Here is a 15,934-nt window from a genome sequence, read left to right on the forward strand (position 1 = left end):
AAAGTTAGGGACACATGCTATCAATACAAGCTGGTTTTGAAACATCATTTCAAATAAGGAGTTGACAACGTGATTGGTCAATCGCAATTTGCTGGCGTCTGGTGTCCTTCCATTACGCCAATGGACAATGACGGCAAGATCGATCTTAACGGTCTGAGCCAGCATCTTAAACGCCTTACCGAAGCCAACATCGACGTGATTTTGTTGATGGGCAGCATCGGGGAATTTGCCTCCTTTACGCTCGAGGAAAGATTGCTGCTAATCCGCGAGGCTCGCGCTATGAGCTCGCTGAAGATGGTCGCCAACGTCTCATCCACCTGCCAGAATGATGTGCTGTTGATGGCACAGGAAGCGTATCGCGCCGGTTACGATGCCGTGATGATCCTGCCGCCTTACTATTACGGGCAAACGGCGAAACAGCTACTGAGCTACTTCCGTCAATTGGGGCAGAAACTCAGTGGGAAATGGTTTGCCTATAACTTTCCGGCACGTACCGGTTGCGATTTAACGCCCGAGCTGGTTGCCACCCTTGCTTCTGAGTTCCCCAACTTCGCAGGCATCAAAGATACCGTCGACTGCCAGTCCCATACCCGTAGCATGATCCAGACCACCCGCGCCGTACGCGAAGATTTTGCGGTGCTGTCCGGCTATGACGAATACTATATTCCTAACCTGTTGGCAGGCGGCGCGGGTATTATTTCAGGATTAAACAACGTCATGCCGGAGTTGTTTGTCTGCGCACGAGAAGCGTTTAAGCAGGGTGACCTGGCTGCACTTCGCGATATTCAGGACCAGATTGGCACCTACATGTCTATCTACGCCATCGGTGAGGATTTCGTCACCACCATCAAAACCGTAGTATCGCGTAAGTTTGGCTATTGCACCGGGGTTTCGCGTAATGCAGGCGGGGAGCTGAATGAAAGTGAGTGTCGAACAATTGATGAGGTGTTTGTAATCAAGGGTTAAAACAGTTATGCCGGATGGTACAAACCATCCGGCATAATCACGTTACTTCACCGCGCTGCGCATATCGATTGCCACCGCTCTGGCTTTGGCTCTTTTTGACCAGATAGAAGTGATAATCGGCACGAGGATGGAGGTTACAATCACTGACGTCGCCACCAGAGAGGTTGCCGCCGGCGCCATGGGTTTAAACGCTGGGACCATTTCCGCAATCAGTACCGGCGTGGCGACCGCTGCCCCCGCAGAGCTGGAAGCCGCAATCCCCGCCGTTCCATCGCCGCCGCCGATCAGTTTATCAGCGATAATCAATGGAATGCCGGTGATGATAATCACCGCCACGCCCAGCAGAATCCCCAGTACGCCGGTCTGTGCAATCACGTTCAAATCAATAGTGTTACCTAATGCGAAGGCGAAGAAAGGGATCAACGTCTGCACCGCTTTGCTGAAGAACTCCCGCAGCTCAGGGTCCAGATTCCCCAGTGCAAAGCCGATCAAAAACGGTAATACGGCACCCACAAACACGTGCGGTTCAAACGAAGCGATCCCGGCAGTTCCCAGAATCACCATCGTCATCAACGGGCCAGACTCCAGCGACATCAGGACAAACGCCCCGGCCTCTTCTTTGGTGCCGTACTGCTGCATAATCGAGGCATACAGCCCACCGTTGGTCATATCCATGGCCGCCACCAGCGCCAGCGTGGAAAGTCCGGCGAAGAATCCAACCTCCACGCCATGTTCCGGCAGAATGCGTGAGGCAATCGCCGCAACCACCCACGCCACCAGAATCTTGGTTATCACTAACGTGCCGGACTTACGCAGCACGGTGCCAGTGGCGCTTAACTTAATCGACGCACCCATGCAAAAGAACCACACCGCCAAAATCGGCACCGTACCGGTGATCATGCCGTTGGTAAAGGAGCCGAAGTATTTCCCGGCTCCGGGGGAGAAGGTGTGACATAACGCACCCAGAAACAGCGGCACCAGCATCATACCGCCTGGGATTTTCTCTATCGTACGTTTAATCTGCATTTCCATCACCTGTAGACATAAAAATGGCGCAATCTTTATGGGCGGCTGCATAGTGCTTTTGAGATGCGCCGTCTTGATGAAAAGAAGATAGACATTCGCAGAGACTATAAAAGTGATCCCACTCGCACAATAAAACATTGTTTCATTTTAAATGGATCGTTGTTTTTATATTGATTTTGATCACAAAAAAACCCCCACAAGCATTGCTTGCAGGGGCTTAATTAACGCGTCGGACTTATTTTTTCGCGGCGAAACGTGCAGCAGCTTCGTCCCAGTTCACCACGTTCCAGAACTCTTTGATGTAGTCCGGGCGACGGTTCTGGAATTTCAGGTAGTAAGCGTGTTCCCAAACGTCCAGGCCCACAATCGGGAAGCCGGAAGCGCCAGAGATTGCTTCACCCATCAGCGGGGAATCCTGGTTAGCAGTGGAAACAACAGCCAGTTTGTCACCTTTCAGCACCAGCCACGCCCAGCCGGAGCCAAAACGGGTTGCCGCAGCTTTTTCAAATTCAGCTTTGAAGTTGTCCACGGAGCCGAAATCACGTTCGATAGCCGCTTTCAGGTCACCCTGCAGCGTAGTACCGGTTTTCAGGCCTTTCCAGAACAGGCTGTGGTTAGCGTGACCACCCGCGTTGTTACGCAGTACGGTTTTCTTGTCTGCTGGCAGTTGATCCAGTTTGGTGATCAGTTCTTCAGCGGACAGGCTGGCGAATTCTGGCAGGCTTTCCAGCGCAGCGTTCGCGTTGTTAACATAAGCCTGGTGGTGTTTGGTATGGTGGATTTCCATCGTCTGCTTATCGAAGTGCGGTTCAAGGGCATCATAAGCGTACGGCAGGGATGGCAGTGTATAACTCATAATCATCTCCAGTATTGTCGGGCGGCCAGTGTTAACGCCGCGTAAGCAGTTGGGTCATTATAGTTAATTAAATGATATTGAAAATGATTATCAATGCCGTACTTTTTACATGGCTATTATGAGGTAAAAGTGTGAGCATTACCGGGAGAATCAGGCAGATTTTGCCAATTGGCTAGAAAACAGGCAGCGACATGAAGGACATGGGAGATAAAGCACGACATAGTCTGAGAATTATCTCACAAGGAAATATTGCTATGTCTGTCAACATCGCCCTTTTTGGTATCGGCCTCGACACATACTGGCCCCAGTTTACAGGCCTGGAGTCACGTCTTCAGGGCTATCTGCAAGCAATTGATGAGCGTCTGACGGCGCAACAAGCCACCGTGATTAATGGCGGCCTGATTGATAACGTCGATAAAGCCGATGCCCTTACCAGACGGTTGCAGCATCAGCCGGTCGATGCGGTCTGCCTTTACATCAGCACCTACGCGCTCAGCTCAACGGTGCTACCCCTGGTGCAAAGTATCAATAAACCGGTCATTATTCTGGCCCTACAGCCAGAACCAGGATTGCCCTATTCAAAAATCCGTCAGATTCCCGATCGGGGCGGTCGTACTGGAGAATGGCTGGCGCACTGTCAGGCCTGCAGCGCTCCCGAACTGGCGAACGTCTTTAACCGCGCGAATATCCGTTTTCAACTTATTGTGGGTGCATTACAGGGCGATGAGTACGTCTGGCAACAAACGGCGCAGTGGCTACAGGCCCTTAACGCTCGTCAAATGCTGGCAAATTGTCAGGTTGGCGTACTCGGACACTATTATGACGGTATGGTGGACGTTTACAGCAATATGACGAACTTATCCGCGAAAATGGGCGTACGCTTTAAGCCACTGGAGATGTGTGAGCTGGCGGAATATCGCGAGCAGGTCAGCGAGGCAGACCTCAACGCCAAACAACAGGAAATGCACCGTGTCCTTCAGTTGGATGCGACATGCGAACCTGCAGAGCTTGATCGCGCACTCACCACTGCCTGCGCCATGGATAAACTGATCGCTCAGAATAAACTCGGTGCATTAGCCTATTACTACGAAGGTCGTAACGGCAATGCTTACGAGAACATCATCACCTCAATAATTCTCGGCAACACGCTACTCACTCATCGTGGTATTCCTGTAGCGGGAGAATATGAAATCAAAAATGTGCTGGCGATGAAAATTCAGCAACTTCTGAGTGCTGGCGGTTCATTCTCAGAACCTTACGGTATTGAATTTAAAGATGATGTTGTTTTGTGGGGACATGATGGTCCGGCACACCCGTTGATGGCGGATGGTCCGGTGAGTCTGGTTCCGCTGCCAGTTTATCATGGTAAACCCGGTAAAGGCGTGTCTATCCAGATGACCGTGAAACCTGGCCCGGTAACCTTTCTTTCGGTAATTGAAGATGTCGAAAACGGGGTACGTTTACAGTATGCCGAAGGTGAAGCAGTGGCAGGTGAAGTTCTGGATATTGGCAACACCAACAGCCGCTATCGCTTCCAGTTATCGGCTCGCGAGTTCACCACGCAATGGTGCATGGGCGGTCCAGCTCATCATTGCAGCATTGGCCTGGGACACCATGGCGAGGCACTGGAAAAACTCGCCTGGCTAATGGGTATTCAGGCAGTAAGAATCTGCTAACCCTCAATATTTCCGCCCTTCTCAAAAAAGAGGGGCGGAACTGCATTTGTGATCAATATCCCTTTCATCCCGTGAATTTTGCCAGCATTACTTATCACGCGGCAGCATGCTGAAGGTTAGTTTATTGCTCACTCTTTAAACTTTTGAACATCAAAACGGTGATTTTCATCCTGTCAAATCGATAATTCAAAAGGAAACAGAATGGGTAATGCAATTACGATGGGGATAATATGGCATCTTATTGGTGCCGCTAGTGCCGCTTGTTTCTACGCCCCCTTTAAAAAGGTACAACACTGGTCCTGGGAAACCATGTGGTCCATAGGCGGTTTTGTATCATGGCTGATCCTTCCCTGGCTCGTCAGCGCGATCCTGCTGCCGGACTTCTGGGCCTATTACAGTTCATTCAGCGCATCCACACTGCTGCCGGTGTTTTTGTTCGGTGCCATGTGGGGGATTGGTAATATCAACTATGGCCTGACTATGCGCTATCTCGGTATGTCGATGGGGATAGGGATCGCCATCGGCATTACGCTCATTGTTGGCACCTTAATGACGCCAATCATAGCCGGTAAATTTGGCGTACTCATCGGCACGCCTGGAGGACGTATGACATTGCTCGGCGTGCTGGTCGCCCTGATCGGCGTGGCAATTGTAACCCGTGCCGGACAGTTAAAAGAGCGCAAGATGGGCATCAAAGCCGAAGAGTTCAATCTGAAAAAAGGTCTAATACTGGCGGTGATGTGCGGCTTTTTCTCCGCCGGGATGTCCTTTGCCATGGATGCGGCTAAACCAATGCACGAAGCCGCTGCTGCGCTCGGTATCGATCCGCTGTATGTCGCCCTGCCAAGCTATGTGGTCATCATGGGCGGTGGTGCAGTGATCAATCTGGGATACTGCTTCATTCGCCTGGCAAAAATGAAAAACCTGTCAGTAAAGGCCGACTTCTCGTTAGCAAAACCGCTGATTATCAGCAATATCCTGTTCTCGGCGCTTGCTGGTCTGATGTGGTACCTCCAGTTCTTCTTTTACGCCTGGGGCCACGCCAAAATTCCGGCACAGTATGACTATATGAGCTGGATGCTGCACATGAGCTTCTACGTCCTGTGCGGTGGTATCGTGGGCCTGATCATGAAAGAGTGGAGCAATGCCGGGAGACGCCCAGTCAGCGTACTAAGCCTTGGCTGCGTGGTGATTATTATCGCGGCAAATATTGTTGGACTGGGAATGGCCAGCTAATCATGTTGGGTGCTGAGATGACGCCACTGACTCGGCGTCATCCCGGTTTCCCGCGTGAATACCACCGAAAAGTAGTTACTGTCCTCAAAACCGCAGCGCATGGAAATCTCGCTAATCATCAACCGGCTATGTTTGAGCAGATACTGAGCATGGCAGACCCGTACCTGGCGCAGATACTGATTGATGGTCATCCCAGTCTGGCTACGAAACTGCTGGCGTAAAACCCGCTCGCTGCACTGCTCGCGCTCGCAAAATTTACCCAGTTCAAAGGCATGTTCATGGCTGCCGGCTAACGCGGTTATCAGTTTATCCAGCAGCGTTTCACTCGAGGTCGCCGGGAGCGTATCCGTGGCATAACGATGGCGTTTAAGGTGCGTGACCAGTTGTCCGAACAGCAACTCCGCCATGGTAAAAGCCTGCGCATCACGCTGATTACTTTCATGCTCAAGCTGGCTGATCACATGCCGGGCCTGTGTCATACCAACGCTGCCTAGCCGCCAGTGCGGCTGCCTCGGCGTACCGTTAAATCCGGGGATCGCAGCTTGCCAGTCAACATTTAGTGTCAGCCGCTCCGGGCAGTAGATGATATTTTGCAACACAAGGTCGTTAACGGAAGTGTATGAGTGTTTATCCTCGGCACGAATGTAAAAAAGATCGCCACGGGTTATCCGATACGGGCGATCGTTAAGGACATGCAGACCATTGCCGCGCCAAACCAGCACCAGCTCGCAAAACTCGTGAGTATGCTCAGCGAAGGCATCCTGCGGATAACGATCGGCCACGGCGACAGCCTGCTGCTCATGCGCAAAAAAGTCTGATTTCAAAAGGATTAGCTGATTCGCCATCACATAACCTCAACCTGAACGCACCCGCCATCTGGCATGAAAGGCTATGATTATCAGCAAACTGACGGTAAAAAACGTTGATAGCTTTCGCGTTACTGGAGGCTGTCGCCCGCGATAAGATCACGCCCTTGACGAATATCGCGCGGCGACCACTCGAACTCACGGCGAAACAGCGTCGAAAAGTGGTTACTGTCGCCGAAACCGCAGAGATAAGCGATATCTGTCACGCTGTCATCACTGTGACGTAGCAGATGCCTGGCTTTAATCAGCCGCAAACGGTTAAGGTAGCGTTGCGGCGTCAACCCTGTTTGTTGTTTAAGCTGACGGTGTAAAGTGCGTAAAGAGAGCGAAAACTTCTCCGCCAGCGCTTCCCAACACACCTCGTCGGCAAAGTTATCTTCCAGCCATGCCATCAGAAGGTTAAGCCGTGCATCGTTATCAGTCGCCGTTTCCATCAGACTGGTTTTACGCAGCAGTACCAGCAACTGCATAAACAGAATCTCGCGATTTGCCGCCGTCGGCGTATCCATTCCCTCGCCAAGCGCTTCCATCTGCCCCACCAGATGACGAACCTGCTGCAATACATTCTGATTTACGCGCCAATGGGAGGGATACTGCCCATTTTGTTCCTGAGGCAAAAGCTGATTCAGCCCAGCCAGAAATTGAAACGCCTCCGGGGAACGATACAGAACATTGGTCAGACACAGATTGTCAGTATGTTCGTATAAATGCCTGTCATGATCGCGAACGAAACACACCGTTCCGCCGCTAATGGTGTAAGGCTGTCCGTTAAACACATGGATCCCCGTACCATGTTCGACCACCACAATTTCATGAAAATCATGATGATGCTCGGGAAACGCGGGTTGGGGAAGCCGTGGTTCAATAGCCACTGTCGCTTTACCTGTCGGAAAAAAATCCACGCAATGCAGTACGGTCATGACAGCTCCCCCTGATTAACGAATATGGCTGAATAGTAATTAAGGGTTACTACCCTCACCTTAAATTTTTGACGCCAAAGTGCGTAAACAGGGTTAATTCTTCAAGAAATGGCGGGAAAGATCGGGAAATGCGGAAGGCGTCACATCCACCCAAATACACACTATTAGCGGAAACTGTGAACAGCATCACGTTCACCTTTGCCACGCTGCCAGCCGATTATTGTGGCTGTCACTAACAAGAAGGTACGCCTTTTCAGGGGTTCTTAGACTGAGTGCAATAAAACTCAGAAGGATCTCGCTATGACTTTTCGCCATTGTGTCGCTGTCGATCTGGGCGCATCCAGTGGACGCGTAATGCTGGCGCGTTACGACAGTGACCACCGCACTCTGACGCTGCGTGAAATCCATCGCTTCGTTAACTGCCTGCAAAAAACAGAGGGTTTTGACACCTGGGATATCGACAGCCTGGAAAACGACATTCGTCTGGGGCTGAAGAAAGTCTGCGATGAAGGCATTCTCATTGACAGTATCGGCATCGATACATGGGGCGTGGATTACGTTCTGATTGATAAAAACGGTCAGCGCATCGGCCTGCCAGTTTCCTATCGCGACAGTCGCACGACCGGCATTATGTCACAGGCGATGGCGCAGCCCGGAAAAGGCGAAATCTACCGTCGCAGCGGCATTCAGTTTCTGCCCTTTAACACCTTGTATCAACTGCGTGCGCTGGTCGAACAGCAGCCGGAACTGCTCCCGCAGATAGCACATGCTCTGCTAATCCCCGACTACTTCAGCTTCCGCCTGACCGGCAAAATGAACTGGGAATACACCAACGCCACCACCACCCAGTTAGTCAATATCAACACCGACGACTGGGATGACACGCTGCTGGCATGGACCGGGGCAGACAAAGCCTGGTTTGGGCGTCCAACACACCCGGGGAACATAATTGGCCACTGGATTTGCCCGCAGAAAAACCAAATTCCGGTCGTAGCCGTCGCCAGTCACGACACTGCCAGCGCGGTCATCGCATCGCCGCTGGCCGATGAAAATAGTGCGTATCTCTCATCCGGTACCTGGTCGCTGATGGGCTTCGAGAGCAGAACACCGTATACCAACGATGCGGCGTTGGCGGCGAACATTACCAACGAAGGGGGCGCGGAAGGGCGCTACCGCGTACTGAAAAATATCATGGGACTGTGGTTGCTCCAGCGCGTTTTAAAAGAGCGTCAGATTACAGACCTGCCAGCACTTATCGCCCAAACGCAAGCGCTGCCGGCCTGTCAGTTCCTGATAAACCCAAACGACGATCGCTTTATCAATCCCGACGATATGAGCGCGGAAATTCAGGCGGCCTGTCGTGAATCAGGTCAGCCCGTTCCCCAACAAAATGCCGAACTGGCACGCTGTATCTTCGACAGCCTGGCATTGCTGTACGCCGACATCCTGCAAGAACTTGCAACGCTGCGTGGCGCAGCATTTAGCCAACTGCACATCGTGGGTGGCGGCTGTCAGAACGCCTTGCTGAACCAGCTGTGCGCGGATGCCTGCGGTATACGCGTGATGTCCGGGCCAATTGAGGCCTCCACGCTCGGCAATATTGGCATCCAGTTGATGACGCTGGACGAGCTTAACAACGTCGATGATTTCCGTCAGGTGGTGAGCGCCAACTACGACCTGACCACCTTCATTCCCAATCCTGAAAGTGAAATTGCCCGCTACCAGGCGCAGTTTCAATCACTACGACAGACAAAGGAGCTTTGCGCATGACCACTCAACTTGAACAAGCCTGGGAACTGGCAAAACTGCGTTTCGCCGCGGTAGGCATTGATGTCGAGGCGGCCTTGCGCCAACTCGATCGTCTGCCGGTCTCCATGCACTGCTGGCAGGGCGATGATGTCGCCGGTTTCGAAAATCCGGAAGGTTCGCTCACTGGTGGTATTCAGGCTACCGGCAACTATCCGGGCAAAGCACGCAACGCCACCGAACTGCGGGCCGATCTGGAGCAGGCGCTGAGCCTGATCCCGGGTCCAAAACGTCTGAATTTGCATGCGATCTATCTGGAGTCTGAAACGCCAGTCGCCCGCGACAAAATCAAACCTGAACACTTTAAAAACTGGGTTGAGTGGGCGAAAACGAACCAGTTAGGGCTTGATTTCAACCCGTCCTGCTTCTCGCACCCGCTGAGTGCAGACGGCTTCACGCTGGCTCACGCCGATGAAACCATTCGCCAGTTCTGGATTGACCACTGCAAAGCCAGCCGCCGCGTCTCGGCGTATTTTGGCGAGCAGTTGGGTACGCCGTCGGTGATGAACATCTGGATCCCGGACGGCATGAAAGACATCACCGTTGACCGTTTAGCACCACGCCAACGCCTGCTGGAAGCCCTGGACGAAGTGATCAGCGAGAAACTCGACCCGGCGCACCACATCGACGCCGTCGAGAGCAAACTGTTTGGTATTGGCGCAGAAAGCTATACCGTCGGTTCCAACGAGTTCTACATGGGTTACGCCACCAGCCGCCAGACCGCGCTGTGCCTGGATGCAGGTCACTTCCACCCGACAGAAGTGATCTCCGACAAAATCTCCGCCGCCATGCTGTACGTGCCGCGCCTGCTGCTGCACGTCAGCCGTCCGGTGCGTTGGGACAGCGATCACGTGGTGCTGCTGGATGATGAAACGCAGGCGATTGCCAGCGAGATCGTGCGCCACAACCTGTTTGACCGCGTACACATCGGCCTCGACTTCTTCGACGCCTCCATTAACCGCATCGCCGCGTGGGTGATCGGCACCCGCAATATGAAAAAAGCGCTGCTGCGCGCGCTGTTAGAACCGACCGAGCAATTGCGTCAGCTCGAAGCCAGCGGCGACTACACCGCACGTCTGGCCCTGCTGGAAGAGCAAAAGTCGCTGCCGTGGCAGGCCGTCTGGGAGATGTATTGCCAGCGTCACGACACACCAGCGGGCAGCCAGTGGCTGGACAGCGTTCGCGCTTATGAAAAAGAGATTTTGAGTAAACGTAGCTAACCCTTTTTGCCGGATGGCGGCTTCGCTTTATCCGGCATTGAATAAGACAGGTATAAAATATGCAAAACATTACCACTTCCTGGTTCGTCCAGGGGATGATTAAAGCCACTTCCGATGCCTGGCTGAAAGGCTGGGACGAACGCAACGGCGGCAACCTGACACTGCGCCTGGATGAGGCAGATATTGCGCCATTTAGCGCCGATTCCCACGAAAAACCGCGTTATATCGCACTGAGTCAGCCGATGCCGCTGCTGGCGAACACACCATTTATCGTCACCGGTTCGGGGAAATTTTTCCGCAACGTCCAGCTCGATCCGGCCGCCAATTTGGGCGTGGTGAAAATCGACAGCGATGGCGCGGGTTACCACATTCTGTGGGGTCTGACCCACGAAGCCGTGCCGACCTCCGAACTGCCCGCGCACTTCCTTTCCCATTGCGAACGTATTAAAGCTACCAATGGTAAAGACCGCGTGATCATGCACTGCCATGCCACCAACCTGATCGCCCTGACCTACGTACTGGAAAACAACACCGCGCTGATGACCCGCAAACTGTGGGAAGGCAGCACCGAGTGTCTGGTGGTGTTCCCGGACGGCGTCGGTATTCTGCCGTGGATGGTGCCGGGTACAGATGAAATCGGTCAGGCCACCGCTGAAGAAATGCAGAAACATTCGCTGGTGCTGTGGCCATTCCACGGCGTGTTCGGCAGTGGACCCACCCTCGACGAAGCGTTCGGTTTGATCGATACCGCAGAGAAGTCCGCTGAAGTTTTAGTCAAAATCTATTCGATGGGCGGTATGAAGCAGACCATAACGCGTGAAGAGCTAATCGCACTTGGCAAACGCTTCGGCGTGACGCCGCTGGCAAGCGCACTGGCATTGTAAGGAGAATAGTGATGAGCTTTATGTTGGCACTGCCAAAAATTAGCCTGCATGGCGCAGGCGCAATTGCCGATATGGTGAACCTCGTGGCGAATAAGCAATGGGGTAAAGCGCTGGTCGTCACTGATGGTCAACTGGTAAAGCTGGGCCTGTTGGATAGCCTGTTTGCCGCGCTGGATGAACATCAGATGTCTTATCACCTGTTTGATGAGGTGTTTCCAAACCCGACGGAAGCGCTGGTGCAGAAAGGCTTTGCGGCATACCAAGGCGCAGAGTGTGATTACATCATCGCTTTCGGTGGCGGTAGCCCGATCGATACCGCCAAAGCGGTGAAGATCCTGACCGCCAACCCCGGTCCGTCTACCGCCTATTCCGGCGTGGGCAAGGTAAAAAATGCTGGCGTACCGCTGGTCGCCATCAATACCACCGCCGGAACAGCAGCAGAGATGACCAGTAATGCGGTTATTATCGACTCAGCTCGCAAGGTTAAAGAGGTGATCATCGACCCGAATATCATCCCGGATATCGCCGTGGATGACGCCAGCGTCATGCTGGACATCCCGGCTTCCGTCACCGCCGCAACTGGCATGGACGCCCTGACCCATGCGGTAGAAGCCTATGTTTCCGTTGGTGCGCATCCGCTCACCGACGCCAACGCGCTGGAAGCGATTCGCCTGATCAACCTGTGGCTACCGAAAGCGGTCGACGAGGGTCATAACCTTGAAGCCCGTGAACAAATGGCGTTTGGTCAGTATCTGGCGGGGATGGCATTCAATAGCGCTGGCCTGGGTCTGGTGCATGCACTGGCACATCAGCCGGGCGCGACCCATAATCTGCCGCACGGCGTCTGCAACGCCATCCTGCTGCCGGTAATCGAAAACTTTAACCGCCCGAACGCCGTGCCGCGCTTTGCCCGCGTGGCGCAGGCGATGGGCGTTGATACGCGCGGTATCAGCGATGAAGCGGCAAGCATGGAGGCCATTAATGCGATTCGTGCCCTGAGCAAACGCGTTGGCATTCCGGCAGGCTTTAGTTCGCTTGGCGTGACGAAAGAAGATATTGAAGGCTGGCTGGATAAAGCGTTGGCCGATCCGTGTGCGCCGTGCAACCCGCGCACTGCCAGCCGCGACGAGGTTCGCGAGCTGTATCTGGAGGCGTTATGATCCGCAAGGCCTTTGTGATGCAGGTGAATGCCGACGCACATGTTGAATATCAACGTCGGCACAATCCCATCTGGCCAGAACTGGAAGCGGTGCTGAAAGCACACGGCGCCCATCACTACGCGATTTATCTCGACGAAGAGCGCAATCTGCTGTTCGCCACCGTTGAGATTGAGTCCGAAGAGCGCTGGAATGCCGTCGCCAGCACCGACGTGTGCCAGCGTTGGTGGCAGCATATGCGCGACGTAATGCCGGCCAACCCAGACAACAGCCCGATCAGCGCAGAGTTAAAAGAAGTATTTTATTTACAGTAGTCTTGTAGGCCGGATAAGGCGCTAACGCGCCGCATCCGGCACAACTCAACATAACAGTTAGTTCTGCTCAGAAACCAGAATCGCTTGGGTGTCGGGCTCCAGCGCTTTAAATATATGCGCCTGGTCCGCGGGGTAACAAATATAGTCACCCTCGCCTAGCTCCTCCGGCGATTCCGTTAATCCCACCATCGCCTTACCCTGCGTCACGATGATATGTTCAACCGATCCCGGTGGATGTGGTTCTGAAATTCGATCCGCGCCCGGTTGCGTCAGCAGCAGATAGATATCCCGCCGCGCGCCCGGTGGGCAGGCCGCCAGTAAAATGGCCTGATAATGAGCCTGCTCAGCCACGACTTTTGTCCCTTCACCACGGCGAATCACCTGCGTTTTTTGCTCCTGCGGTTCCAGCAGGCGCGCAAAGGGAATATCCAATGCTACACACAGCGACCACAACGTTTCCAGGCTAGGATTTCCATTGCCCGCTTCCAATTGCGAGAGTGTCGATTTTGCAATTCCTGCACGACGGGCAATCTCCGCCAGCGATAAACCGGTGCGCTGACGTTCACGCACAAGACTTTTCGCGATCATACTGATGGGTTGGGTCATTCACGACTCCGCGTTCTTTATATCGAACAAATCGTTCGACTTGTAAATCAAACTTGTTGCGTTCATTATAATGGAAACTCGTTCGATACGGCTAAAACGGTATGAAACATTATTTTTCCAGTCTCAAAGGCGACACGATAAAAGCGATATTTTTAGTCTGTCTGGCCGTCGGGGTTGTGGGCATGTCTTACGGCTCGCTGGCGATGGCTTATGGCTTCCCGCTGTGGGTACCGTTTGTGCTCTCTGTTACGGTGCTGGCGGGCGCGTCCGAGTTTATGTTTATCGGTATCGTCGCCAGCGGCGGTAATCCACTGGCGGCTGCGGCTGCCGGTTTACTGGTTAACGCCCGGCACGTGCCGTTCGGCGTTACGGTGCGCGATCTGGTAGGGAAACGTGCCGCCAGCTACCTCGGCTGCCATATCATGAACGACGAAAGCGTGGTGTTTGGCCTGTCGCAAAAAACGCCAGAGCAGCGTAAAGCCGCCTACTGGCTGTGCGGTCTGGGCGTCGCGGTTTTCTGGCCTGTTGGCACGCTGGTCGGCGCGGTCGTCGGCAGGCTTCTGCCCGCTCCAGAAACTATCGGTCTGGATGCCGTCTTCCCTGCCATTCTGCTGGCGCTAGTCGTCCCGGCATTTAAAAACCGTACGACGCTTATCCGCGCCTGCAGCGGTGCCACGCTGTCTCTCGCCGCCGTCCCTTTTGCACCGGTGGGTTTGCCGGTACTGCTTTCGCTGTTTGGCTTACTGACGAGGAAAAAATGATGGGCAATATGACGCTGTTTATCGTCGGTATCGCCGTGTTATCTCTGGGAACCTATTTAATGCGTTTAGGGGGAACTAAGCTGGGGAGCCGTTTAGCACTCTCAGAACGCTCGCAGGCGCTGCTTTCCGACGCTGCCACCGTATTACTGTTTTCCGTTGCGCTGGCGACCACCTTTTACGAAGGCGAACACTTTGCTGGCATGGCGCGCGTGCTGGGCGTGGCTTTTGCGGTGTTTCTCGCCTGGCGTAAGCTGCCGCTGATTGTAGTGATCGTTGCCGCCGCAGTGGTGACCGCGTTGTTAAGAATGGCAGGTATACACTAAAAAAGCGCCTCCAGGGCGCTCTTTCGACAATACAAAGGTCTCTTATTTCAGCAATTCTGCGGTCATATGCACACGGTTACCGGTGTATGCCTGAGTGATTTTGTAATCGCTGGCACCTGCGCGTTCAGCCTGAGCGGCAATTTTTGCTTCAGCGCTTTCCAGCGTAGAACCGGTCGCGGTAACTGTCTGAGCAGCGAAAGAACCGAAAGAAGTAGCCAGAGCGATAACTGCGACAAAAGTTTTGATGCTTTTCATGATATAAACCCTTTAACTTAGTTGTTTGAGTAAGGCACCGTGCCTTGATGTGATAAATAATAGCCCTCACATCACACAACTAAAAGCGGAAGGAGTTGCCAGTCTTATTCAAATTAATTGAACACCTGTTATTCTGTTACCAGACGCTCGGGATGGGTATAAATCGTTGCCCTGCCCGGTTTACAAAAGCCCACCAGCGTCAGGTTACAGCGTTCGGCAACCTCTACCGCCAGCGTTGTCGCGGCAGACACAGCAAACAGAATCTCCACGCCGCACATCGCCGACTTCTGCACCATCTCGTAGCTGGCGCGACTGGAGACTAATACCGCGCCCGGTCGCCAGGCTTCCCCTTCGATAGCACGTCGTCCCAGCAGTTTATCCAGCGCAACATGGCGCCCAACATCTTCATGTCCGCCCGCCAGATAACCTGACGGCTGTACCCAGGCAGCCGCGTGCGTGCAACCTGTCAGTTGCCCAACAGGCTGGAAATCAGGGAGATGCCTTAAAGCGTTATCGAGATGTGCCAGATCGAATGTCTGGGTAAACGGCAGAGGCTGGACCGGCTTGCCAATGTCATTGAGTTGTTCAACGCCGCAAACGCCACAACCGGTACGACCGGCCAGCGCACGACGTCGCTCCTTCAACCCCATAAAACGACGGCTGGACAGCTCAACCTGCACTTCTAATCCGTTACAAGAAGGAACCACTTCCATCCCGTAGATATCCTGTGGGCGCTCAATAATGCCTTCAGAAAGTGAAAAGCCCATCGCAAAGTGCTCAAGATCTTTCGGTGATGCCATCATCACCACGTGCGAAATCCCGTTATAAACCAGCGCAACCGGTACTTCTTCAGCGACGACATCCAGCTGAGAATGTAGCAAATCCTCGCGTTTCCAGAGGGTCAGTTGGCGCGATCCTGTCAAACTCATCACATTTTTGATGTTTTCTTGAATAATCTTATTCACTTTCTTTTAACCATATTGGAACACGCATACCAACATTGTGGTATTCTTTACAAACCCCTCCTGGAGGGAGGGAAATTCACCCAATTCTGGACCTTTG

The 15,934-nt window shown here is 53.3% G+C and carries 17 protein-coding genes; 10 read left to right on the forward strand and 7 right to left on the reverse strand.

What is annotated here, in order from left to right; genetic code table 11:
* The first annotated feature begins 69 nt into the window (after window positions 1–69).
* Window positions 70–966: a dihydrodipicolinate synthase family protein gene (locus tag NMD08_RS24745; RefSeq protein ID WP_151218427.1), complete on the forward strand. Its 897-nt coding sequence runs from the start codon at window positions 70–72 to the stop codon at window positions 964–966.
* Between the two features lie 42 nt (window positions 967–1,008).
* Here the strand turns inward: NMD08_RS24745 and kdgT are convergent, their stop codons facing one another.
* On the reverse strand, window positions 1,009–1,992 hold the full coding sequence (gene kdgT / locus NMD08_RS24750; RefSeq protein WP_370619243.1) for a 2-keto-3-deoxygluconate transporter: 984 nt from the start codon (window positions 1,990–1,992) through the stop codon (window positions 1,009–1,011).
* 235 nt (window positions 1,993–2,227) lie between these two features.
* A complete protein-coding gene (gene sodA, locus NMD08_RS24755; protein ID WP_003840480.1) occupies window positions 2,228–2,848 on the reverse strand; it encodes a superoxide dismutase [Mn] in 621 nt (206 codons plus the stop codon).
* A 254-nt stretch (window positions 2,849–3,102) separates the two neighbouring features.
* Between sodA and NMD08_RS24760 the strand changes: the two genes are divergently transcribed.
* Both NMD08_RS24760 and rhaT read left to right on the forward strand, forming a co-directional pair.
* Entirely contained in the window at window positions 3,103–4,524 is a 1,422-nt protein-coding gene (locus NMD08_RS24760) for an arabinose isomerase (RefSeq protein ID WP_370619245.1), read from the forward strand.
* Between the two features lie 201 nt (window positions 4,525–4,725).
* Window positions 4,726–5,760, forward strand: a complete 1,035-nt coding sequence (gene rhaT / locus NMD08_RS24765; protein ID WP_151218424.1) for an L-rhamnose/proton symporter RhaT — start codon at window positions 4,726–4,728, stop codon at window positions 5,758–5,760.
* Here the strand turns inward: rhaT and rhaR are convergent.
* Both rhaR and rhaS read right to left on the reverse strand, forming a co-directional pair.
* Complete coding sequence (rhaR, locus tag NMD08_RS24770) at window positions 5,757–6,605, reverse strand: HTH-type transcriptional activator RhaR (protein WP_151218423.1); 849 nt, start codon at window positions 6,603–6,605, stop codon at window positions 5,757–5,759. The two genes, rhaT and rhaR, sit on opposite strands and share 4 nt — an antisense overlap.
* Before the next feature lie 92 nt (window positions 6,606–6,697).
* Window positions 6,698–7,546 (reverse strand): HTH-type transcriptional activator RhaS, encoded by an 849-nt coding sequence (gene rhaS, locus NMD08_RS24775; protein WP_151218422.1) that lies wholly within the window; start codon window positions 7,544–7,546, stop codon window positions 6,698–6,700.
* Between the two features lie 300 nt (window positions 7,547–7,846).
* On the opposite strand from rhaS, the gene rhaB reads away from it, so the two are divergent.
* Genes rhaB through rhaM form a run of 5 tightly spaced genes read left to right on the forward strand, consistent with a single transcriptional unit; the run spans window position 7,847 to window position 12,927 of the window.
* Window positions 7,847–9,316: a rhamnulokinase gene (gene rhaB, locus NMD08_RS24780; RefSeq protein WP_151218421.1), complete on the forward strand. Its 1,470-nt coding sequence runs from the start codon at window positions 7,847–7,849 to the stop codon at window positions 9,314–9,316.
* Window positions 9,313–10,572, forward strand: coding sequence for an L-rhamnose isomerase (gene rhaA / locus NMD08_RS24785; protein WP_151218420.1), 1,260 nt, complete (start codon window positions 9,313–9,315; stop codon window positions 10,570–10,572). The genes rhaB and rhaA overlap by 4 nt, the downstream gene beginning before the upstream one ends.
* Window positions 10,573–10,631: 59 nt before the next feature.
* A complete protein-coding gene (gene rhaD / locus NMD08_RS24790; RefSeq protein WP_370619247.1) occupies window positions 10,632–11,456 on the forward strand; it encodes a rhamnulose-1-phosphate aldolase in 825 nt (274 codons plus the stop codon).
* A gap of 11 nt (window positions 11,457–11,467) precedes the next feature.
* Window positions 11,468–12,616, forward strand: coding sequence for a lactaldehyde reductase (fucO, locus tag NMD08_RS24795; protein WP_286541363.1), 1,149 nt, complete (start codon window positions 11,468–11,470; stop codon window positions 12,614–12,616).
* Window positions 12,613–12,927 carry an L-rhamnose mutarotase gene (gene rhaM / locus NMD08_RS24800; RefSeq protein WP_187260233.1) on the forward strand — a complete coding sequence of 105 codons (315 nt, stop codon included), beginning with the start codon at window positions 12,613–12,615 and terminating at the stop codon, window positions 12,925–12,927. Before fucO ends, rhaM begins: the two co-directional genes overlap by 4 nt.
* Before the next feature lie 57 nt (window positions 12,928–12,984).
* Here the strand turns inward: rhaM and NMD08_RS24805 are convergent, their stop codons facing one another.
* A complete protein-coding gene (locus NMD08_RS24805) occupies window positions 12,985–13,533 on the reverse strand; it encodes a helix-turn-helix domain-containing protein (protein ID WP_151218417.1) in 549 nt (182 codons plus the stop codon).
* A 101-nt stretch (window positions 13,534–13,634) separates the two neighbouring features.
* Between NMD08_RS24805 and NMD08_RS24810 the strand changes: the two genes are divergently transcribed.
* Both NMD08_RS24810 and NMD08_RS24815 read left to right on the forward strand, forming a co-directional pair.
* Window positions 13,635–14,294, forward strand: coding sequence for an AzlC family ABC transporter permease (locus tag NMD08_RS24810; protein ID WP_151218416.1), 660 nt, complete (start codon window positions 13,635–13,637; stop codon window positions 14,292–14,294).
* A complete protein-coding gene (locus NMD08_RS24815) occupies window positions 14,294–14,617 on the forward strand; it encodes an AzlD domain-containing protein (protein WP_151218477.1) in 324 nt (107 codons plus the stop codon). The genes NMD08_RS24810 and NMD08_RS24815 overlap by 1 nt, the downstream gene beginning before the upstream one ends.
* 42 nt (window positions 14,618–14,659) lie before the next feature.
* On the opposite strand, the gene NMD08_RS24820 is transcribed toward NMD08_RS24815, so the two are convergent.
* Both NMD08_RS24820 and fdhD read right to left on the reverse strand, forming a co-directional pair.
* Window positions 14,660–14,872, reverse strand: coding sequence for a DUF1471 domain-containing protein (locus tag NMD08_RS24820; RefSeq protein ID WP_003825262.1), 213 nt, complete (start codon window positions 14,870–14,872; stop codon window positions 14,660–14,662).
* A gap of 128 nt (window positions 14,873–15,000) precedes the next feature.
* Complete coding sequence (fdhD, locus tag NMD08_RS24825) at window positions 15,001–15,801, reverse strand: formate dehydrogenase accessory sulfurtransferase FdhD (protein ID WP_222841103.1); 801 nt, start codon at window positions 15,799–15,801, stop codon at window positions 15,001–15,003.
* Window positions 15,802–15,934: the final 133 nt, after the last annotated feature.

Origin of the sequence: Citrobacter meridianamericanus (assembly GCF_041320245.1) — a bacterium.
GTDB lineage: Bacteria > Pseudomonadota > Gammaproteobacteria > Enterobacterales > Enterobacteriaceae > Citrobacter > Citrobacter meridianamericanus.